The organism is Salegentibacter sediminis (assembly GCF_002078605.1).
Taxonomy (GTDB): Bacteria; Bacteroidota; Bacteroidia; order Flavobacteriales; family Flavobacteriaceae; genus Salegentibacter; species Salegentibacter sediminis.
The window spans coordinates 1-21,090 of the sequence record NZ_MSJR01000001.1; the positions used below are offsets into that span (position 1 = coordinate 1).

Sequence of the window (21,090 nt, forward strand, 5' to 3'; positions counted from 1 at the left end):
ACCATCTTCTTTTTACTAAACAGATTTTCTCTATTGTAAGCTCTTACACCACCTATAGATAGAGATAGTTCATTCCCGTTAATGGTACTGGTTACACTGGGAATTCTAACCAAGAAAGCCATGCGCTCATAGTAGATGGTCTTCTGATGGTTCATGAGTTCCTTGGCGGGAATATGAATTGCATCTGGAGTCCTGCCTTTAATCTGGTGGCTTACCCTTATTTCTGGAATATCAATATTTTCACTGGGAAAAATACTTGAAGCGCATTCCAAAGCAACATCAATAAATTCCTGATGTGCTATTGTTTGCTCATTATCCTTTGCAAATACTGGAATTATGCAATCCTCCTTTAAATGAGAGAGGCTAACATCTGTTGTGTTAGCCTCTATAAATGGGGTTGTTCGGTTTTCCTCTCTCTCCCTGGTACCGGAGGAAGTGAGGGAATTAGTTGAGATATTACTTTCCCTCCGATGAGGTTGGTTGTTAATTACTTGTAGTTCCATTTTTGCTATGATTTTGAAGGTTAATAAAATTTTGATTTTTAATAAGGTTTTGCTGTTGAACAAAATCTGGGTTTAAATCATCTGCGTAGGCTGAAAGCTTTGCATATAATTCATTTAGTTGTTTATGGGTATTGCAACTTTTTATTTGCTCTCTCATTCTGCTAAAATTTACGCCAGAATTACACCAATCATATAGCTGTTTCCCAACTCCCGAAGTAATTTTAAATTCAGGCTTATCCATAAATAACCCCGTTCTATCCTTACTGGAATTAGCAAAATGTTTGATGTCCAGATCTAATATTAAAGTGAATTCATATTCCACTCCATCACGTTGAACAGCTTTTAGTCCCACCTTCTCAGGCACGTATTTACCTTCTTTTTGATTGAGCACATAATCCTGTTTTGTTCGCATAGTTGCAATGATGTGAGCATCACTATTGAGGATTTTATCCATAAAAGCTCGTTGACGAGGAGTTACTTTGTTCCAGTTGGTAAAGGAGTTTCCTGCAAGAGATCCGTGATAATGCAAGAGGAATTCCCAGGCGTGGGTAATGGAATCAATTATAATAACCTCCATGCCTTCCTTTTCGCAAAGTTCAATAGCCTGAATGTATGTTTCAGGACTAAAATTCTCCAGGGCAACAACATTATAATTACCCAGGTCTGCATATAGATCACTACTCCCCTTTTCACTATCAATAACGGCTACTTTTTCAAAATTTTCATTTACAAGGCCTTTTGCAATAAGCAGAGAGCTATAAGTTTTCCCACTTCCCGCTGGTCCCTGGAGAGCCATTTTAATTCTTGCCTGTCTCCTACTTGATTTTCTTAATTTCATCATTTATTATTTTTAAGTTAGAATTGAAGGTTTATTCATTTTAAAATGAAAGAGGCAGATATATTACCCGCCTCTTTTAAAAATTTTATATTTCTAATTATATCAGGTTATGATTCTGGAGGTAGAAGGTCATATGCCTCCAAAAGATCTCCAATCATCATTGTGCCAGGATAACTTACTACTATCTCTCCTTTACTTGATTCGGGCCATTTAATTAATCCTGCCATAAAAGATAAATAAGAGGGTTCTAGATCGGAATTAATTATTCCGTGCTTAATAAGAGTGGTATAGAAAAGGGTTTTTGCAGTATCGGTTACAAATCCTAATTTTTCTGCTACTGCATCTATACTGTATTCTCTTCCGTATTCAAAATCACAAATCTTTCTATTTTTCTGTGCTTCTTTGTAATACATTTTCATAATTCCAAAAGTTTTTTATGTTCATTGTCTATCAATTTATTACTGAATTCGTTCAAATAATTTTGCGTCACTCGGGGATTAGAGTGCCCCATTGATTCAGATATGATTTCCGTGGAAACCCCACTGTACTTCAAAATAGTAGCATAGGTATGTCGGATTGTATAACTTGTAATAGGTTTGTCTATTTCTGCAATTTTTGCAATTTCCTTTAGGTCAGAATTATATTTCCTCAGCATCTTATGCCTTCTATTTTCAATCTGCTGAGGTGAATTCAATCCTTCTGTTAAGATTGGAAAGAGATACCCCTTAGACCTATCCTCATATATTTTCACAATCTTTTTTGCTGGCTCAAGCAATTCCATTACATACTGCTTCTGAGTTTTTGATCTTGTATAAATCAGAATTTCCCCATCTACATTTTCTTGTCTTAGCAGCATCAAGTCAATAAAGTTGATTCCTCGACAGAAAAATGAAAACAATGCGTAATTATGTGAATCCTGAAGATCTGGCCGGTCTTCTAGGTTTACTTGTATAAAAGCCTTCATTTCCTCTTTCTTTAGGGCCTTTTTAATTGGTTTAGCTCGGAATCTGGAAAATTTAAAATGATTAAATGGATTTTTCTCTTTAGGGACAATTCCCCTTTTTGATGCTTCGTTCCAAACTGCCTTTAAATGGGTCATAAAGAATTTTATACCACCATCATTACTTCCTCGGTTCCTTAAATAAACGGAATACCGCTCCAGAAATTCAGTGTCAACTTTCTCGACAGGAAGTTTTTCTTGGTGAAATTTTTGAAGGGATCTTTTAGTATCCCGATATGCTTTTGCAGTCTTTAGTTTAATAAGTGACGAGTTGGCTTTATCATCAAATAACTCATAGATCGATAGAACCTTAGCGCCTTTCTTCTTATAAGCCTTTTCTAAATCGTCAAGACTGAAATCATATCCATTAGCTTCGAAGTCATCAATAATATCGTTAATCCGATTTTCATAGGATTCCAACAACTTATTTCTTTTTTTGTAAGCCCGATGTTTTCTTTTGAATCTCCCAATGTCAAATTCATCCTTTTTACATTTAAGGTTTAGAGTAATTATCTTTTTCTTTTTATCCTTAATCAACCTCATCAGAACACGATGATTTCCATCCGCCAGGGGTGTGTTTTTTAATATGAACTTTATGCTTATCATTTAGTTTCATTTTTATATTAAACTTTTTTAACTTGAATATTAATTCTGCAGAAACTGCAGAAAAGGAAGCCCCTGTCAGAAGCTACTTTTCCATTTTACGATATCTCCCATGGAAAACCTTTACAATCTTTTTGGCTCCTATCCATTTTTTTAGCTTGTCCGCAATAGTCCTTTCTGAAAATCCATATAGCTGACCTACATTCACTGCATCTGATGTTAAAAACACTTCCCCAAGAGAATCCAAAATCTTTTGTTCGTTTTGTGGAAGTTCAACCTTATTTTTAAGGTTAAATATGGTATAAGCGTGGTACAATAGGTTCTTAACCAAAAGGAGAGATGTTCTAAAATCCTGGTCTTCACAATGGACAATATCTTGTTCCGAAAGGAGTTCTCTCTTTCGAATAATTGTTAAGATCATGGATATTCTAAATAAGATTAAGCCATGCCTTTTGACCGTGGAAATAAATTCAAGCTCAAACTCAGTACAGACTATCTCGTAAATTGAAGTCATTTCAGTTTGAAAAGCAGCTATTTGATCCTTGGTCAATCGAAATTGAAGTCGCTTTTGTCTCTGAGCTAATTCTCCATATAGACCAAAAAGTGCATCTCCTGCCGCGTAGAATAATTTTACTGGATCTCCAGAAGACTCCGAGAAAACCTCTTTAAATTCACCAATCTCATTGAAGTAATAAAAGATCATTCGACTGAACAGACCATTGCTTGTACTTTTGATAAAGGGATCGAGCTGATCCGGAGTGCCAGAAATGAGCAGAGAAAGTTTGGGAGAATAGATCTTATCGAATTGCTTTTCGGTTTTTCTACTTATTGATAAATTTTCATGATGAAAGGCTTTACGAAGTACATCCGAAAAATCTCCAAAATCTTGCTTCATGATGGCATTCAGGGTGTCAGCTTCGGATTCTATTATTATACCGCCGTGGTGTGAGTTCTTAAGCTTGTCATAGAGATCCGCTGAACTAATATTTCCCGGAATTATCTTGAGTTTAATTGGTGTAATGGAACCCAGATCGTCTTCTCCTTTCTGCTTCTTTTTCTTCCAAGCCTTTTGGGCTTGCGTGCTCTTGTCAATTAGGTGCCGATCTATTTTTTCGATTAAATAGCGGGAATAATTCATCACACCTTTGCCCGAAGCCGGAGGTGCTAAGATCATTACATAAAGATTTGCACTAACTTCATCACCGGCGTATTTCCCATATACATTTGGAAAACTATTACTTAAGACACCTATAGAAGAAAGAAGAACAATATCTTTCTCACGACCTTTGAAAGGTTGAGTAAGTTTTTTTAGAAAATTTGGAAGGTTTGAATATACCTCCTCATTTAAAGGTTCAAAATCCATAAAAAAAAGAATTAAGATTAGTAATTGTCAATCTTGATTCCTTCAGATTTGTTCTGCTGAAGGAAATCATCTAAATCTTTTCTCTTAAAGAAAATGAGTTTACCGGAAGGTTTGTAATGAGTGATTTTACTTTGTGAGGTAAGCTGGTATAGGGTACTCAAGGAAATACCCATGTATTGTGCAGCTTCCTTTGCACTCAACGTCTCTTTGGTGTTTAATTTTGTGGATTGTAAGATACTTTTGATTTCCTGTAATAATTCTCTCATTTGCTCAAGATTTAACCGCATATTATTGACGGTAAAGATTTATGAGAGCAAATTTTAGGAATAACTATAGAGAAGGGTGGTACAGGGATTTCGCAGTACCTTTAAAATTCTGTCTTACAAAAATAGAAGCTATTTAATAAGGCTGTTTTCAACACGTTCCCTCAGCTTTCTGATATTATCAGGTGAAGTTTCTGCTAAGTTCTCTTTAAAAATTGGACTAAGTAGTGGGGCATTATCTTCTACTACCGGAATTTGTGCACAATTGAAAAAAACTCCAGTACAGGTGTCACGATATCTTTGACTCTCGCCCGGTATGATTTTTTGTAAATAATGATTAAAAGCTCTTGTAGAAAGACCCTTTACATAATGCTGTCTTTTAGAAAAAATAACGAAATTTGTTCTAGCAATCTCTTTTTCGGCAGCGGCATTAAAATCCTCCAAAGAATCAAGGCCCTCACCCAGATCCTTGAGCACGCTTTCCAAAATTCTGTGTAAAATCCAACTGTTTTTAAAATTTCCGATTGTAACATTATTAGGCCCCACAAACCTAATAGAATGAAGGTTTAAATCATTAGAAGAAAACTTATATCTCTTCACCACATTTAATAGCTTTTCTAACTCAACTCTTTCATTTTCAAAATCTTTTACCACTGGATCGGAATCGGTTTCTAAAGGTTGAGATCCAATAAAGGCATTTTGAGCACCACCTATAAGGGAGAGGAGCTTCTGTTGTGAAATATTACTTTGGTGGGAATTGCAAAAGTCACTGACAAGCTCCGAAATGGTGGCTGGGATTTCAATATGGTTGTAGAAAGGAAATAGTGAAAGGCTATCTACCCATTCTTGTTTCAAATCCAGGACAGGTTCAATTGTAAAAGATTCGTAATCTTCTTCAAAATCTTCGTATGAATTACCTCGAAGTTCTCTTAAACGAAAAATCCTGCTCACTTCTCATCATTTATATTTCGTGAATATAATAAAGGTTGCACTATAGTTGCACCCATAAGAAATAAAAAAAGCCTTACATCTCTGTAAGGCTTTCTGTGAGTTGCTCCCCCTCTTGGGCTCGAACCAAGGACCCTCTGATTAACAGTCAGATGCTCTAACCAACTGAGCTAAGGAGGAGTGTTTTACTCTTTTGCGGTTGCAAATATAAACCAAAATTTAAATCACCACAAAACAAAATATAACTTTTTTCAGGTAATTTTTTCAGGTCTTAATTACTATTCAAATAACCAGCGATATACGTCATTCCCATTGGCATAAAGAACCAGGGCAATAAGAATAAAGAAGCCTACCATTTGGGCTATCTCCATAAATTTATCATTCGGCTTTCTTCCCGTCACCATCTCATAAAGCAAGAATACTACGTGGCCTCCATCAAGGGCCGGGATGGGGAGGATGTTCATAAAGGCCAGGATAATGGAAATCAAGGCCGTGGTGTACCAAAAGCCCTGCCAGTTCCAGGTGTCGGGAAACAAGCCTCCAATGGCTCCAAATCCACCAAGCTGGCTGGCTCCTTTTGAGGTGAAGACGTATTTAAATTGATATACGTAATCCCGTAACGTCCAGTACCCATAGTCAAAGCCTGCTTTAATACTTTCAGCCAGGTTGTATTTTTGTGTTTTAATTTCAAAATTTGATTGTGGAGTAATCCCAAATTTACCATCCTCATCGGGAGTAACCATCACGCTCATAATTTCGTCATCCCGCTTAAATACAACTTCTATTTCCTTCCCTATATTTTCAGAAGCAATAGGAGCCAATTCGTGCCAGTATCCAATTTCCTGTTCGTTTATAGAGATAAGGCTATCTCCCTTTTTCAACCCGGCAATTCCTGCAGGATTTTCAGTGAGCACACTATCCAAAATTGGTCTTTGTATTGGGATAAAAGGCATCATGATCCCTTCTTCCCACATACTTTCTCCAATATTTTCAGGGATATTTATAGTTTCCTGCTCCCCGTTTTGATGCAATACCGTAATGCTATTGACATCACGCATAAACAGGTGCTTATTGACATCTATGCTATTCTGAAAATCTTTTCCGTTAACCTCTAATATACGATCCCCGTTTTCAAAACCATACTCTTTAAATTCATCGACAATTGCAAAACCTTCCGGCATTTCTTCAGGCCCCACATAATTCTCTCCCCAAACAAACATGATCATAATAAAAATGAGGAAACCAAGGATTAAGTTCACCGTAACTCCTCCAAGCATGATAATAAGTCGTTGCCAGGCCGGTTTACTTCTGAATTCCCAGGGTTCTGGGGGTTTTTCCATTTGCTCCTTGTCCATGCTTTCGTCTATCATTCCCGATATCTTCACATAGCCACCCAGAGGTAACCACCCAATTCCGTAGACGGTATCACCTATTTTCTTTTTAAAAAGGGCGAATTTTACATCAAAGAACAGGAAGAACTTTTCTACCCGGGTTTTGAATATTTTGGCGGGGATAAAATGCCCCAGTTCATGCAGCACAATAAGTAAGGACAGGCTCAACAATAATTGTATCGCCTTAACTAAAAATGGATCCATTCTTTACTCTTCAAATTTTTAAATCGCACAAAAGTAACCTTTTAAAAACTCCTAAAAAAGTTAATATGAAACAGCCGTAAACGAATTTCTGAAATTTTAATCTCAGACATGCGACTAATTGACCGCCAGCCTTTAATTTTGCATTCAATCTTGAGAATATGATCCAGTTTTTTGCCAAATTCAAAACCTTAGCTATAGTCCTGGCTATACTTTCGGTAATTATTATTTACGCTATCTATACCCTATTGAAACCTGAAGAGCGTCTCCCCGTCTTTCAACCCGATATGGTGAATGCCGAGCTGGTAGACACTACGGTGCAACACATCAGGAAATACCATAGCGTTGCCGATTTTAAACTGATAAATCAAAACGGGGATACCATCACCCAGGATTTTTACCGGGACAAGATCTATGTGGCCGATTTCTTTTTTACCACCTGTCTCACCATCTGCCCCGTTATGACCGATCATATGCTGAAGATTCAGGAAAAAATAAAGGATGACCCGGAGGTACTTCTACTCTCTCACACCGTTTTCCCTAAAACTGACAGCGTGCCTGTATTAAAAGAATATGCAGAAGAAAAAGGAGTCATTGATGCAAAATGGAATCTGGTTACCGGAGATAAAAAACATATTTACGAACTGGCCCGAAAGTCTTACCTGGCCTCAAAGAGCAATGGAGACGGCGGACCTTACGATATGATACATACCGAAAATTTTGTTCTGGTAGACAAGCAAAAACGCATCCGCGGTTTCTACGACGGAACAGATCCTGAAGCCATTGAAGAGCTTATGGATGATATAAGAATCTTAAAAGCAGAATACGCCGATTAAGTTTTTAAGGCTCAAACTTTTCTGCTTATATATTTTGCATTACTTTTGCCTTGTTTAAAATCAATCTAAATAAAGTGAAGCTAACTCTGGCTCAATTAAGATGCGGACAACGCGGGATTATCAAGGACTTTTCTACCGAAGATGTTCCGCTAAAACTTCTGGAAATGGGTTGTCTCCCCGGCAATGAAGTTGAGGTCCTGCAAACCGCTCCTTTTATGGATCCGATGTATCTTAATATGAATGGTAGTCACCTCGCCATTAGAAAAGAAACCGCTTTACATATAGAAATAGAGCTTATCGATTAATATGAGCAAGCAGATAAATGTCGCCCTGATAGGAAATCCCAATACCGGGAAGACTTCAGTCTTTAACCAACTCACAGGTTTAAATCAAAAGGTAGGGAATTATCCGGGTATCACTGTTGAAAAAAAAGAAGGGATTTGTAAACTCCCACGGGGTCTTAAAGCCCATATAATAGATCTTCCAGGCACATATAGCCTCAATGCTTCCTCTCTTGATGAAAATGTAGTCATTGAACTGCTGCTAAACAAGAATGATAAAGATTACCCTGATGTTGCTGTAGTGGTAAGCGATGTGGAAAACCTCAAAAGAAACCTTTTGCTTTTCACTCAGGTAAAAGACCTGGGGATTCCTACTATTCTGGTGGTGAATATGGCCGACAGGATGGAGCGAAAAGGTATCTCTCTGGATATTGAACGGTTGGAAGAAAAATTACGCACCAAAATAGCCCTGGTAAGCGCAAGAAAAAATACCGGGATCGATGAGCTTAAAGAGTTCATCATTAATTATAAGCATCTTTCTACCGAACCTTGTGTAAATGCTTCGGTAATAGACCCTGAATATTTTGAGGGACTCCGCAGTGCTTATCCCAACCAGTCCCTTTACAAGTTATGGTTGGTGATTACACAGGATGTGAATTTTGGGAATTTAAATCGCAATGAACTGGCAAAAACCTCAGGTTTTCAAACTAAACCGGAGAGTGACCTGAAAAGACTTCAGCAGAAAGAAACAATTTTGCGTTACCAATTCATCAACGGAGTTCTTAAAGAATCGATGAGTGTAGATGCAAGGGCGGCAAAAGACCTGCGTTCAAGATTAGACCGTGTTCTCACTCATAAAGTTTGGGGTTATGTGATTTTCTTTGCAATCCTGCTCCTCATTTTCCAGGCGATTTATAACTGGTCGAGTTATCCTATGGATATGATCGATGAAGCCTTTGCCCAGCTTAGTGAATGGGCGAAAAACACCCTGCCCGAAGGCGCCTTTACCAACCTTATCGCAGAAGGGGTTATCCCCGGCTTAGGCGGGATCGTAATCTTTATCCCCCAGATTGCCTTCTTATTCCTCTTTATCTCCATCCTTGAAGAAAGCGGTTATATGAGCAGGGTGGTATTCCTTATGGACAGGGTAATGAGACGTTTCGGTCTTAGCGGAAAAAGCGTGGTTCCCCTGGTATCGGGGACTGCCTGTGCTATTCCTGCCGTAATGGCAACAAGAAACATCGAAAACTGGAAAGAAAGGCTTATCACTATTTTGGTCGTGCCTTTTACAACCTGTTCGGCAAGACTGCCGGTATACCTTATCATAATAGCATTGGTGATCCCCGACCGAAGTTTCTGGGGTTTTAATCTTCAGGGATTGACTCTTATGCTGCTTTATCTCATTGGATTTGGTACCGCAATAGCTTCAGCTTGGATCCTGAATAAAATTCTTAAAATAAGGTCCAAAAGCTATTTCGTGATAGAAATGCCCAATTACAAACTTCCTATGCTTAAAAATGTAGGAATTAATGTGGTAGAAAAAACCAAATCCTTTGTCTTTGGAGCAGGAAAAATCATCCTGGCGATCTCTATTGTTCTATGGGTACTGGCCAGTTATGGCCCGGGTGAAAAATTCAATAATGCTGAAGAGATCGTAAGCGCTAATTATTCTGAAGAGAACCCCGTTTCAAAAGCAGATTTGGATGAAGAGATCGCGTCTTATAAACTGCGTAACTCTTATATAGGTATTATGGGGAAAGGCATTGAACCGGTGGTCGCTCCCCTGGGCTACGATTGGAAGATAGGAATTGCTATAATAAGCTCTTTTGCCGCCCGGGAGGTGTTTGTTGGTACTTTGGCTACTATTTACAGCGTTGGGAGCGACGAAGAAGAAACGATTAAAAACCGTATGGCGGCTGAAACGAATCCCATTTTGGGCGGGCCCCTGTTCACCTTTGCAAGTGGGATTAGTTTACTGCTGTTCTATGCTTTTGCCATGCAGTGTATGAGTACCCTGGCAATTGTTAAACGGGAAACCAATACCTGGAAATGGCCCTTATTTCAGCTTGTAGGGATGAGTGCATTTGCTTATCTTGTAGCTTTAGCAGCATTCCAGCTATTAAAATAATTGTATTATGGAACTACTTCAAAATATACTGGTTTTATTAAGCTTCCTGTATGCTTTGGGATATTTGTTCACCAAACTTATCTGGAAGCCCTCCTTCCTAAGCAAAAAGAAAACCACCAAATCCTGCGGGGTTTCGGGCTGCGGTTGTGATTAGGCTATATTTCTCAGGTGCTTAGACTTCGATATGCCTATTCATAAGGACATTTTGTATAAAAGACGCAAGCCTATTCCTGATGTTGCAAGTATTAACCCAAACCTACGTCAAGGGTCATCATAACCATAAACCCAATGATAAAGCCCATAGTGGCAATATCGGTAAACCGTTCCTGTTGCGACTCGGGAATCACTTCCTCAACCACCACAAAAATCATGGCCCCGGCGGCAAAGGAAAGCGCATAAGGCAGGATAGGTTCGAAAGTCATAACGGCCCAGGCTCCCAGCACTGCGGCAAATGGTTCTACGATGGCCGACAGCTGCCCAAAGTTAAAACTCTTCCACCGGCTTAACCCCTGCCGGCGTAAAGGCATTGCCACAGCAAATCCCTCTGGAAAGTTTTGAAGTCCGATCCCTATTGCCAGGGCCACGGCCCCACCAATGCTGGCTCCTTCAAAGCCCATGGCTGCCCCTCCAAATAAGACCCCTACAGCCAAACCTTCCGGGATGTTGTGTAGCGTAATAGCAAGTGTGAGAAGAGTAGATTTATGCCAGGGAGTTTTAATTCCTTCCTTTTCACTCATTTGAAAATTAACGTGCAGGTGAGGCAGAATTTTGTCTAATCCGAAAAGAAATAATGCTCCCAGACCAAAACCTACAAGCGGGGGAACGGTTTTTTCAAATCCTTCTCCCGGACTCATTTCTATACCCGGTGCCAGTAAACTCCAGAAACTCGCCGCAACCATTACTCCCCCGGTAAAACCCAACATCCCGTCAAAAAATTTACGGTTCATATCCTTGAACAAAAAAACCAGGGAAGCTCCCAATGCGGTTAAAAGCCAGGTGAATAAAGTTGCTAAAAAGGCCGCTAAAACGGGGTCTATACTTTCAAAATAATCTATAATATTATTCATAATCACATTTTAATAAAAAGGTTTCCGGAGATTAACTGAGAGATCCTAAGTTCTTCTCCATCTATAACTATCAACATAGAATTATCAAAATTTTCTATATCCTTTACTGTTATCGTTTTGCCAAGTGCGATTTTGTTTTTATCGAGATACCTCAGAAAATCGGCCGAGGTATCTTTTACTCCTATACAAATTCCGGTTTGGTCTTTTTCAAGTTCAGCAAGCAACAGCTTATTGGAAACCGAAAAATTACCTTCAGCATCGGGAATGGGATCTCCATGGGGATCGCGTTTTGGAAAGCCCAGAAATTTATCAAGTTCACGGGTTAGCTTTTCAGATTTTATATGCTCGAGTTGTTCGGCAACATCGTGAACCTCATCCCAGTTAAAATTTAGTTTCTCAACCAGGAAAAATTCCCAAAGCCTATGTTTTCGAATTACCTCAATGGCCGTGGCCCGGCCTTTTTCGCTAAGCTTCACCCCCTGGTATTTCTTGTAGATCACCAGCTGCTTATCCGATAGTTTCCTAATCATATCGGTTACCGAAGAAGCCTTGGTCTCCATTTCCTCTGCCAGGGCATTAGTGCTTACGCCTCCTTTATAACGACGCTCCAAATGAAAAATAGCTTTAAGGTAATTCTCTTCTGAAAAACTAAACATATATATTTTTTAAAGAAGCAAAAATACATTTTTTATTTGATCTTATCAATTTTTTAGACTCATCTAAATATTATTATTAGATTTGCCAAAAAAAGTATAATGAAAGAGATTTTTATTTTAATTCTTCTTTTGTGCGGAAGTAAGGCCACGGCTCAAACTATTAGTGGTAAGGTACAGGACAGATCTGACAAGCCTATCGCTTTTGCCAACATCTACCTGGAAGGAGAAGAAAGAGGTACCACTAGCGGAAAGAACGGAAAATACATTTTGAAGATCATTGAACAGGAAAGCAAACTCGTGGTAAGCGCCCTGGGCTACCAGACCGTAAAAAAAGAAATATCAATTTCAGAAGATCAGGTTATTAATATTACTCTGGAAGAATCAAAAGATCAGTTGGAAGAAATTCTTATCGTAGATACTCAAACCGGTTTAACCAGAAAAACACCTTATAATGTTTCTACGATTAGTATGCAGGGTATAGAAAATAAAGGAAACCCTAACGGAATGATGGGTAGCCTCAGGGAACTTCCCGGTCTTTACGGCGCCGAATTCGGACAGGGAATCATAAAACCCTTCATTCGCGGACTTGGTTTTTCCCGCATTGTCACTATTTACCAGGGCAACAAACTGGAAAATCACCAATGGGGTGCCGATCACGGTTTGGGAATAAATGATCTTGGAGTAAAACGAGTAGAAGTAGTTAAAGGGCCGGCATCGGTTTTATATGGATCGGGCGCTCTGGGAGGAGTGCTACTGGTTAAGGATGAAGATGATTTTATGAATTCAGAAAAAATCACAGGGAGCATTGGAAGTACCTATAATAGTGTTTCCAGGGGGATTAGAACTTATGCCTCGGCGGGGAGATCTTTTAAAAATGACCTCTTCTTTGCCGCGGATATGGCTATTGAGAAACACGCCGATTATCAAAATGGAAACCAAAGAATTATTGGCAATAGCAGATTTAATTCAAAAAGCCTTCGCTTGCATTCTGGATGGAAAAAAGAGAATTTTGAGAATAAATTAGCTTTCACCTATAATGACCAGAACCTGGGTATAATACATGATCAAGAAATGCTAGTTGCAGAAAGCCTTGCCACCACGCGCAATGATCGTAAAATGCAGTTGCCATTCCAGGAAGTTACCGATTATCTATTCTCCTATAACCAGGAAACAAAAAATGAAAATTATGAAACTTCCTTCCACCTTTCTCATCACTTCAATGAAAGGCGTGAAATAGAATCGGCGAGGGAGCTTATCGATCTCGGGTTAAAGCAAAATCACACCTTCTTCAATGCCCGTTTAAGCCTATCTAAGCAAAAAGTTAACCACAGTTTTGGAGTCCAGGGTAGTTTTGTGAAAACCAGAAATTTTGAGGATTCTGAAGATTTCCTGATCCCGGATGCCGATGTTTTTGAAAGCGGAATTTACTACCTCGCCAGCATTTCTCTAAATTCCTGGTATCTTCAGGGGGCCCTGCGGTATGATTATCGGCAGGTTACCGCAGATGCCAGTGCAGCATATCTCATTGCCGATGATTTTATCCTGCCCGGGAATCCCGAAAACCGCAAGCTCACAAGAGAATTTGGAGGTTTTACAGGTTCCCTTGGAGCAACAAAGACTTTTAATAAACAACAGCAACTTAAACTTAACTTTTCCACTGGATTTCGCGCTCCGGACCTGGCCGAACTTTTTTCCAATGGCCCACATCCCGGAACCAACCGGTTTGAAAAAGGTAATGATACATTTGGACGGGAACAAAGTTACCAGGTAGATGCAAGCTATTCTTTTAGAAAAAATAAGTTTCAGGCTAATGTTTCGGTTTTTGGAAGTATGGTAGAGAACTACATTTTCTTTACAGCTTCCTTAGAGCAAACGCCTGAGAATAATCAGGAAATATGGAGTTATCGCCAAACAAATACAGGTTTCTATGGGCTGGAATTCGATGCAAAATATAATTGGTTAAACGAAAACCGACTGGAGACATCGGTTTCGGGAGCGATTGTAAGAGCAAAAGACCTGCACACCAACAAGAATCTTAGTTTTATCCCTCCGGATAATTTTAATCTGGAAGCCACCTATTATGCGCTTTCAGACAAAAGTTTGAGCATTTTCTCGAGACTTCGAATTATTAAAGATCAGGATAAGGTGGGTTTAACCGAAGAAAAAACTCCGGGTTATAGCCTTTTGAATTTTGGTGCTAATAAAAAATTCAGCTTCGGAAAGAATTCTCTGGATGCTGGTTTTACCATTCACAATGCCTTAGATAAAACCTATGTAGATCATATGTCTTTGCTACGGGCTTTTGAGGTAAGCAGTCCCGGTAGAAATATTATGCTCAATTTAAAATATAACTTTTAAGGCTACATTCCGCGTTCCTTCTGGATTTGTTCATAGGCTTCCTGTACTTTATTAAATTTTTCCTGCGCACCTTTCCGGTAGGCTTCGTCCATATGCCCCAGCTTATCTGGGTGGTATTTTTTCACCATATGACGATAAGCTTTTTTTACCTCATCATCACTGGCTGATTTTTCGATTTCCAGGATTTTATAAGCATTATCGGCCGATTTGAAAAACATAGCTTTCAAACTTTCAAAATCCATCCGGCTTATACGCAGGTATCCGGCAATCTCCTGGATAGAACGAGCTTCGGCTTCACTCACCCGGCCATCGGCCTGGGCTATTCCGAAGAGAAAATGGATAATCTGTAACCGGGCGGGATATCTGGTTCTGGCAGCAAGATATTGTGAAATACGCTGGGCCGAAATCTCACGGTCCTTTATAAGATCGTTAAATGTTCTAAAAGTGGCATTAGCGTGCTCCTTTCCATAGGCCTGCACAAAATAAGAACGCACGTAGTCCAGTTCTTTTTGGGTTACATTGCCATCGGCTTTTATCACTATGGAACACAGCGAAAGCAGGTTAAGTTCAAAATCCCCTGGAGAAACCTTTTTTTCTTGCTGGCCAAACACTCCCTGCATCCCAGACCCCGAGCGCCTCCAGTTATCTATTACCGACCCAATTATAAAGCCCAGGATGGCTCCACCAAAGCGGAAATACATATAACCTAATACCGCAAGTATCCATTTAAACATTAAGCCTAATTTTAAGTAAGCGTCAAAGATACTATTTTACCAAAGTTTAACCGAATACCTGCCTTCTGAATGTAATTGGCATAACCTATTCAGTCATAATAAATTGAAATATGCTCAGCTTAAGTTAATTTGGTATCTTTGCCATTCGTAAAAAGTTTAATACCAAAATAAGTAATATATGTACCCAGCAGAGTTAGTAAAACCAATGCGTGAAGATTTAACAAGCATAGGTTTTGAAGAATTGCACAGCGTAGAAGATGTTGATGCCGCAATGAAAAAAGAAGGAACTACCCTGGTGGTAGTAAATTCGGTTTGTGGCTGTGCCGCTGCAAATGCCCGTCCCGGTGCAAGGCTATCCTTACAAAACGCGAAAAAACCAGATAATCTTTATACCGTATTTGCCGGAGTAGATAAAGAAGCTACTACCCAGGCCCGTGATTATATGTTACCTTTTCCTCCCTCTTCGCCATCTATGGCTCTTTACAAGGATGGAGAATTAGTTCATATGCTGGAGCGACACCACATTGAAGGTCGCCCTGCAGAGATGATCGCCGAAAATCTTATTGCTGCCTATAACGAATTTTGTTAGTAGGCATTGAGTTTTACAAATAAGGCCGTTTGCAATGCAGGCGGCCTTTTTTCGTTTTATATTTATGCTGAAATCATTTCCTTATGAAAACGCTAATGATATTTTTTTCCATCATGCTGGCCATTTCGGGCTGCGAAAACCCCGAAAATTCACAGCAGATAGACCGGAAAGAACTAGATCGTCAACTAGAAGAAATAAAAGATCTTATCGCCAAAGAAGCCTGTGATGGAGTTAACAGCTGCGATTATATAGCTGTTGGCAGCAAGGCCTGTGGCGGTCCAAAAACCTATTTGCTCTTCTCTTCCTCAATAGACAGGCAAAACCTGCAGGATTTAGTGGAAAACTATAACCAGGCCGAAGCCGATTATAACCAAAAATACGGGATCGTATCAGATTGTATGTTCGTTACTCCTCCCGACAGTATAGAATGCGTGAATGGAAAATGTGAGGCGTATTAGAATTTGCAGCTTTTGGACTGAAATATGTACTTTAGCCCAATAATTTTTAAGATGAAAAAAATACTTTCTTACCCGTTATCGGTACTGTTTTATATCTTCTTTTTTATAACCCTATTGGTTTTTCATCCTATACAATGGTTATGTCTAAAACTTGGGGGTTATCAGCCGCATAAAAAAAGCGTAGATATCTTTAATTTGTTCCTAATGAGATGTCTTAACCTTCTTGGCACGCGTTTCACCTTCGATAATCCCTATGATATTCCTACAGATAAGCCCTGTATAATTGTGGCTAATCACCAGGGGATGTATGATATCCCTCCTATAATATGGCATATGCGCAAGCATCATCCAAAGTTTGTAAGCAAGAAGGAATTAGGCCACGGGATTCCTAGTATATCCTTTAACTTAAGGCACGGTGGTTCAGTGCTTATTGACCGGAAAAATGGGCGGGAAGCCCTCGTAAAAATGGCGCAATTTGCAAAATATCTTAACAAGACTAAGCGCTCAGCTGTAATCTTTCCTGAGGGGACCCGAAGCCGAACAGGCAAACCGAAAAAATTTGCGGTAAGCGGGCTTCAGTTGCTTTTCAAGCAGATGCCCGATGCTCTAATAATTCCCGTGACTATCAATAATTCCTGGAAACTCTTTAAGCACGGCAATTTCCCTATGGAACCAGGCGTGCATGTGAAATTGAAAGTTCATGAACCTATAGCTGCCAATTCAGACGACCCCGAGAGTCTGGTAGCAAAAGTTGAGCGCAGTATTACCGCCGATATTAAATAGAATTGTGTGATTTTCCCAAATCTCTTTTTATGAACAAATCAGAAGTAATCAGGAACACCGTCAAATTTGTACAAAAAACACTTGCCAATGCTGAGGGAGGTCACGATTGGTTTCATATAGAAAGGGTATACAAGAATGCTAAACTAATTACCAAAAGAGAAAATGCCGATTTATTTATAGTTAAACTCGGTGCTCTCCTACACGATATCGCAGACTACAAATTCCATAACGGCGACGAGAGTAAAGGCCCGGAGATAGCTGCTGAATTTCTTAAAACCCAGGATGTTTCTGATCAAGATACTGCTCATATCATAAAAATTATAGAGAATGTCTCCTTCAAGGGCGGAAATGAAAAGCAAATCTTTAACTCCATCGAATTAAAAATTGTGCAGGATGCCGATAGGCTTGATGCTTTAGGCGCAATTGGAATCGCACGTACTTTCAACTACGGTGGTTTTAAAGGCCGCGCTTTGTATGACCCTAGGATTGAACCCAACCTGAATATGACCAAAGAGCAATACAAAGCTTCTACTGCGCCTACAATTAATCATTTCTATGAAAAACTGCTTTTGCTTAAAGACCTAATGAATACCGAAACCGGCCAGAAAATTGCTGAAGAACGTCATAGGTTTATGGAGAATTATCTCCACCAGTTTTATAGGGAGTGGGAAGGCCTCGCTTAGAATAATTTCATTTGCCCATCCTTAAAGTTTTCGTGCAGCTTGCAGTTTAATTTTATTCTTTCTTTATCTGAAAAATATATCTTTCGGGCCAGTCTGAATTGCTGTGCCACCTGGGTGGCGAATTCCCCCTCCCCTTTCATACGCGTTCCATAGCGGCTATCGTTAAGATTTCCACCATGTATACTTTTAATTTGATTTAGCACCTTATCTGCTCTATCGGGCATGGTTTTTTTTATCCAGTCGGTAAAAATTTGTGCTATTGCTCCGTTTAGCCGGACTATGGTGTAGCCCAGGCTCAATGCCCCTCTTTCTGATATTTCTTTTGCCAATGGCATTATTTCATGGGAGTTTATTGCCGGAATTATGGGTGCCATCATCACATTCACCGGAATATTGGCCCGGGAAAGTTTGTCTATAGTCTCCAGGCGCTTTTTAATACTGGCTGTTCGAGGCTCCAGGATGCTTCGGGTTTCCTCAGAAAGAGAAGTTACAGAAAGTGTAATGCTTACCAGATCATCTTCTGCAAGCTCACGCAAAATATCCATATCCCGTTGTACAAGGGCATTCTTGGTAATAATCCCTACCGGATGTTTATACTTTAGAAAGGTTTCCAACAACTGCCGGGTAACCTTCAGTTTTTTTTCAATGGGTTGGTAACAATCGGTATTTCCGGAGAGAATAATTGGTTTAGCCTCCCATTTTTTACTTCGAAGCCTTTTTTCGAGCAAATCCACAGCATTGCGTTTTACCAGGATTTTTCTTTCAAAATCAAGGCCAGCACTGTAACCCCAGTATTCGTGTGAATTTCGGGCATAGCAGTAAATGCATCCATGTTCGCAGCCCTGGTAAGGATTAAGAGAATATTCCATCCCAACATCAGGACTGCTTACTTTATTGACAATAGTTTTTGGAAAAGTCTCAATTAAAACGGTTTTGTTTTTCTGTACCTCATCCCCTTCCGAAGCGCAATAATTCAGAAAATCATCCCGAAATTCATGTTGGTGGGCCTCGAACTTATTAGACACATTAAGTTGTGCTCCTCTTCCCTTAATAAAATTACCTCCTTTGGACATTTTACAAATATATGGAATATATCCAATCGGGAAAGACAAGAAAGAAGTTTAACAGGAATTTCCAAAAAATGGATTATTCTCCCGGAAAATCGGCTTTGCGTTTATTCAAAAAGGCATCAGTTCCTTCTTTAAAATCTGCGGTACCAAAGGCATGGCCAAACTCGCCTATTTCCACTTCAAAGCCATTCACCCCATCCTCGTAATTCGCATTAATCGCTCTAATGGCACCACTGATGGCAACCAGCGAATTTTTCATTATTTTTTGTGCAAGTTCCTGGGCCAATTCGGGTAATTCATCTAGAGAAGTAACATGATTAACCAAGTTATATTGAAGCGCCTGGTTGGCATCGATCATTCCTGCAGTCATGATCATTTCCATTGCACGCCCTTTTCCTACCAACTGAGGAAGACGCTGGGTGCCACCATATCCCGGAATAACTCCCAGGGAAACTTCAGGCAAGCCCATTTTGGCATTATCGCTGGCAATTCTAAAATGTGCTGCCATGGCCAGTTCTAAACCACCACCAAGGGCAAAGCCATTTACAGCGGCGATCACAGGTTTTGGAAAATTGGCTACGAAATCAAAAAGAGAAGCCTGGCCCCTGGCAGCAAGCTCGCGGCCTTCCTCGGGAGAGAAATCAGCGAATTCGCTAATATCGGCGCCTGCCACAAAGGCTTTCTCCCCGCTACCGGTAAGAATAATCACCTTTACCTCATGATCTTCCTTGGCATTGGAAAAAGCTTCGTGTAGTTCTTTTATGGTAGCCCTGTTAAGGGCATTGAGTTTTTTTGGACGGTTTATAGTAATATGTAAAATCCCGTTCTGTTCTTCGGTTAAAATATTTTCGTAATCCATAATATATTTATTTTTTCTACTTCGGAAATCGCACCTTAAAGATAGTGCCTTTATTTTGTTTTGAGCTAAAACTAATAGTTCCCTGGTAGTTTTCAACAATATTTTTTACCATAGCAAGCCCAAGCCCCATTCCGCTGCTTTTCGTGGTAAATTTAGGTTCGAAGACCTTGTCTTTATTCTCTTCGGCGATTCCCGTTCCATTATCAGACACCGAAATGCAAACCATCGTATCTTCATCCTGAACACTCACCAAAATTTGAGGGTTTTCAAGATTATGCACAGCCTGGATGGCGTTTTTAACAAGGTTTGTAATCACTCTTATGAGCTGGGTTCGATCAAATTTAGCCAGAATTTCTTCTTTATCTGTGGTGAAGTTTATATAGCTTTCATTAAAAATATCCAGCCCCAGTTTAACGATTTTCGGCACGTTAAGGGTCTCATTTTTTTGCGCCGGCATTTTTGCAAAATTAGAGAATGCCGCAGCTATAGAGCTCATCGTATCTATTTGATTGATAAGGGTTCGGGAATATTCATCTACCTTATGCTGAATATCGGGATCATCGGGTCTAAAGTTTCTCTGAAAACTCTGCACGCTAAGTCGCATTGGAGTGAGTGGATTTTTAATCTCATGAGCTACTTGCTTGGCCATTTCACGCCAGGCCTGTTCCCGCTCACTTGTGGCAAGCTTTACCGCGCTTTCCTCAAGCTCATCGATCATACTATTATATGCCGCGACAAGGGCATAAATCTCTTCAGATGCATTGCTGATCTCAATCTTTTGGTTGCGCTTATCTAACCTGGTCTGGTTGATTTTATCTGAAATTATTTTCAGGGTCTTGGTGATGTATTTCGAAAGAAAATAAGACAGAATAATCGCCAATACCAACATCAATAAATAGACCTCTCCCATACGCATAAGGAAATTATTGAGGTCCCGATTCAACAAACTATCATCCTGAAGATAGGGCAGGTATAAAATAGCAAGCGGTTTAAATTTATTGTCGGTGATATAGGAATAAGAAGACTGGAATTTATCTCCATTCACCTCAGTATGCTGTGAGATTCTTTTTGAAGATGAACTATCCAGCCTCTTCAACAGTTTTTTATCTAACTGCACATCGGTAGTGTCCTTAAAAAAAGATTCGTTTGATTTCACCAAAAGACGCCCTTCCAGATCATAAATATTGATCTGCATCTCGTGAACCTGCGCCATTTCATAAATCTTTCCGCGTTCCTTGAAGATTTCATCAATATTTTCGGTGCTCACAAAATAGGTAGTGCTTCCAAGAACAAAACGAATATTTTCCATTATAGCCTGTTCTTTTCTTTCCAGTCGCTCATTATGGTACTGTTCTGCCTCCTTCTTATACTGAAACACAGTTACTCCCACGATAAGGATGGAAGTCCCTAATACCAGCAATAGCATAGAGAAGAAAATACGGGAACGCAATGAGAGTTTCAACAAATTCATACAGCTC

Annotated in this window: 23 protein-coding genes and 1 tRNA gene; 9 read left to right on the forward strand and 15 right to left on the reverse strand. The window is 39.6% G+C overall.

Features of this window, described 5'->3' with window-relative positions; all coding sequences use genetic code 11:
* The 9 genes from BUW93_RS00005 to rseP form a co-directional block, all read right to left on the reverse strand.
* The coding region (locus tag BUW93_RS00005) for a DUF3871 family protein (RefSeq protein WP_157893265.1) at positions 1 to 503 on the reverse strand (503 nt) is incomplete at its 3' end.
* Positions 484 to 1,344, reverse strand: a complete 861-nt coding sequence (locus BUW93_RS00010; RefSeq protein ID WP_232778292.1) for an ATP-binding protein — start codon at positions 1,342 to 1,344, stop codon at positions 484 to 486. The genes BUW93_RS00010 and BUW93_RS00005, both read right to left, overlap by 20 nt.
* Before the next feature lie 104 nt (positions 1,345 to 1,448).
* A complete protein-coding gene (locus BUW93_RS00015; protein ID WP_081207972.1) occupies positions 1,449 to 1,760 on the reverse strand; it encodes a hypothetical protein in 312 nt (103 codons plus the stop codon).
* Positions 1,757 to 2,947 carry a tyrosine-type recombinase/integrase gene (locus tag BUW93_RS00020; protein WP_081207974.1) on the reverse strand — a complete coding sequence of 397 codons (1,191 nt, stop codon included), beginning with the start codon at positions 2,945 to 2,947 and terminating at the stop codon, positions 1,757 to 1,759. The genes BUW93_RS00015 and BUW93_RS00020 overlap by 4 nt, the downstream gene beginning before the upstream one ends.
* A gap of 82 nt (positions 2,948 to 3,029) precedes the next feature.
* The gene (locus BUW93_RS00025; protein ID WP_081207976.1) at positions 3,030 to 4,307 is read right to left on the reverse strand and encodes a DUF3987 domain-containing protein; all 1,278 of its coding nucleotides are present in this window, start codon (positions 4,305 to 4,307) and stop codon (positions 3,030 to 3,032) included.
* A 17-nt stretch (positions 4,308 to 4,324) separates the two neighbouring features.
* Positions 4,325 to 4,573, reverse strand: coding sequence for a helix-turn-helix domain-containing protein (locus BUW93_RS00030; protein WP_157893266.1), 249 nt, complete (start codon positions 4,571 to 4,573; stop codon positions 4,325 to 4,327).
* 129 nt (positions 4,574 to 4,702) lie between these two features.
* The gene (locus BUW93_RS00035; RefSeq protein ID WP_157893267.1) at positions 4,703 to 5,425 is read right to left on the reverse strand and encodes a hypothetical protein; all 723 of its coding nucleotides are present in this window, start codon (positions 5,423 to 5,425) and stop codon (positions 4,703 to 4,705) included.
* Positions 5,426 to 5,624: 199 nt separating this feature from the next.
* A tRNA-Asn gene (locus BUW93_RS00040) sits at positions 5,625 to 5,698 on the reverse strand.
* 98 nt (positions 5,699 to 5,796) lie between these two features.
* A complete protein-coding gene (gene rseP, locus BUW93_RS00045) occupies positions 5,797 to 7,113 on the reverse strand; it encodes an RIP metalloprotease RseP (protein ID WP_081207982.1) in 1,317 nt (438 codons plus the stop codon).
* A gap of 158 nt (positions 7,114 to 7,271) precedes the next feature.
* Between rseP and BUW93_RS00050 the strand changes: the two genes are divergently transcribed.
* The 4 genes from BUW93_RS00050 to BUW93_RS14995 all read left to right on the forward strand — a co-directional run bounded on the left by BUW93_RS00050 (position 7,272) and on the right by BUW93_RS14995 (position 10,509).
* Positions 7,272 to 7,946 carry an SCO family protein gene (locus tag BUW93_RS00050; RefSeq protein ID WP_081207984.1) on the forward strand — a complete coding sequence of 225 codons (675 nt, stop codon included), beginning with the start codon at positions 7,272 to 7,274 and terminating at the stop codon, positions 7,944 to 7,946.
* Positions 7,947 to 8,020: 74 nt separating this feature from the next.
* Positions 8,021 to 8,251, forward strand: coding sequence for a FeoA family protein (locus BUW93_RS00055; RefSeq protein WP_081209461.1), 231 nt, complete (start codon positions 8,021 to 8,023; stop codon positions 8,249 to 8,251).
* Between the two features lies 1 nt (position 8,252).
* On the forward strand, positions 8,253 to 10,355 hold the full coding sequence (feoB, locus tag BUW93_RS00060) for a ferrous iron transport protein B (RefSeq protein WP_081207986.1): 2,103 nt from the start codon (positions 8,253 to 8,255) through the stop codon (positions 10,353 to 10,355).
* A 7-nt stretch (positions 10,356 to 10,362) separates the two neighbouring features.
* Positions 10,363 to 10,509, forward strand: coding sequence for a hypothetical protein (locus BUW93_RS14995; RefSeq protein ID WP_198536964.1), 147 nt, complete (start codon positions 10,363 to 10,365; stop codon positions 10,507 to 10,509).
* 91 nt (positions 10,510 to 10,600) lie between these two features.
* Here BUW93_RS14995 and BUW93_RS00065 read toward each other — a convergent pair whose 3' ends face one another.
* Positions 10,601 to 11,422, reverse strand: coding sequence for a ZIP family metal transporter (locus tag BUW93_RS00065; protein ID WP_081207988.1), 822 nt, complete (start codon positions 11,420 to 11,422; stop codon positions 10,601 to 10,603).
* A 2-nt stretch (positions 11,423 to 11,424) separates the two neighbouring features.
* Positions 11,425 to 12,078, reverse strand: a complete 654-nt coding sequence (locus BUW93_RS00070) for a metal-dependent transcriptional regulator (RefSeq protein WP_081207990.1) — start codon at positions 12,076 to 12,078, stop codon at positions 11,425 to 11,427.
* A 99-nt stretch (positions 12,079 to 12,177) separates the two neighbouring features.
* Here BUW93_RS00070 and BUW93_RS00075 point away from each other — a divergent pair, with 99 nt between their 5' ends.
* Complete coding sequence (locus tag BUW93_RS00075) at positions 12,178 to 14,436, forward strand: TonB-dependent receptor (protein WP_081207992.1); 2,259 nt, start codon at positions 12,178 to 12,180, stop codon at positions 14,434 to 14,436.
* A gap of 2 nt (positions 14,437 to 14,438) precedes the next feature.
* Here the strand turns inward: BUW93_RS00075 and BUW93_RS00080 are convergent, their stop codons facing one another.
* Positions 14,439 to 15,170: a TerB family tellurite resistance protein gene (locus tag BUW93_RS00080; RefSeq protein ID WP_081207994.1), complete on the reverse strand. Its 732-nt coding sequence runs from the start codon at positions 15,168 to 15,170 to the stop codon at positions 14,439 to 14,441.
* Between the two features lie 178 nt (positions 15,171 to 15,348).
* Between BUW93_RS00080 and BUW93_RS00085 the strand changes: the two genes are divergently transcribed.
* The 4 genes from BUW93_RS00085 to BUW93_RS00100 all read left to right on the forward strand — a co-directional run bounded on the left by BUW93_RS00085 (position 15,349) and on the right by BUW93_RS00100 (position 17,683).
* Positions 15,349 to 15,759, forward strand: a complete 411-nt coding sequence (locus tag BUW93_RS00085; RefSeq protein ID WP_081207996.1) for a BrxA/BrxB family bacilliredoxin — start codon at positions 15,349 to 15,351, stop codon at positions 15,757 to 15,759.
* 83 nt (positions 15,760 to 15,842) lie between these two features.
* On the forward strand, positions 15,843 to 16,217 hold the full coding sequence (locus BUW93_RS00090) for a hypothetical protein (RefSeq protein WP_157893268.1): 375 nt from the start codon (positions 15,843 to 15,845) through the stop codon (positions 16,215 to 16,217).
* A 51-nt stretch (positions 16,218 to 16,268) separates the two neighbouring features.
* Positions 16,269 to 17,000: a lysophospholipid acyltransferase family protein gene (locus BUW93_RS00095; protein WP_081208000.1), complete on the forward strand. Its 732-nt coding sequence runs from the start codon at positions 16,269 to 16,271 to the stop codon at positions 16,998 to 17,000.
* A gap of 29 nt (positions 17,001 to 17,029) precedes the next feature.
* Positions 17,030 to 17,683 carry an HD domain-containing protein gene (locus BUW93_RS00100; RefSeq protein ID WP_081208001.1) on the forward strand — a complete coding sequence of 218 codons (654 nt, stop codon included), beginning with the start codon at positions 17,030 to 17,032 and terminating at the stop codon, positions 17,681 to 17,683.
* Here BUW93_RS00100 and BUW93_RS00105 read toward each other — a convergent pair.
* The 3 genes from BUW93_RS00105 to BUW93_RS00115 all read right to left on the reverse strand — a co-directional run bounded on the left by BUW93_RS00105 (position 17,680) and on the right by BUW93_RS00115 (position 21,083).
* Entirely contained in the window at positions 17,680 to 18,756 is a 1,077-nt protein-coding gene (locus BUW93_RS00105) for a PA0069 family radical SAM protein (protein WP_081208003.1), read from the reverse strand. The genes BUW93_RS00100 and BUW93_RS00105 overlap by 4 nt on opposite strands.
* 73 nt (positions 18,757 to 18,829) lie before the next feature.
* A complete protein-coding gene (locus tag BUW93_RS00110) occupies positions 18,830 to 19,612 on the reverse strand; it encodes an enoyl-CoA hydratase/isomerase family protein (RefSeq protein WP_081208005.1) in 783 nt (260 codons plus the stop codon).
* A gap of 16 nt (positions 19,613 to 19,628) precedes the next feature.
* Entirely contained in the window at positions 19,629 to 21,083 is a 1,455-nt protein-coding gene (locus BUW93_RS00115) for a sensor histidine kinase (RefSeq protein ID WP_081208007.1), read from the reverse strand.
* Positions 21,084 to 21,090 lie beyond the last annotated feature (7 nt).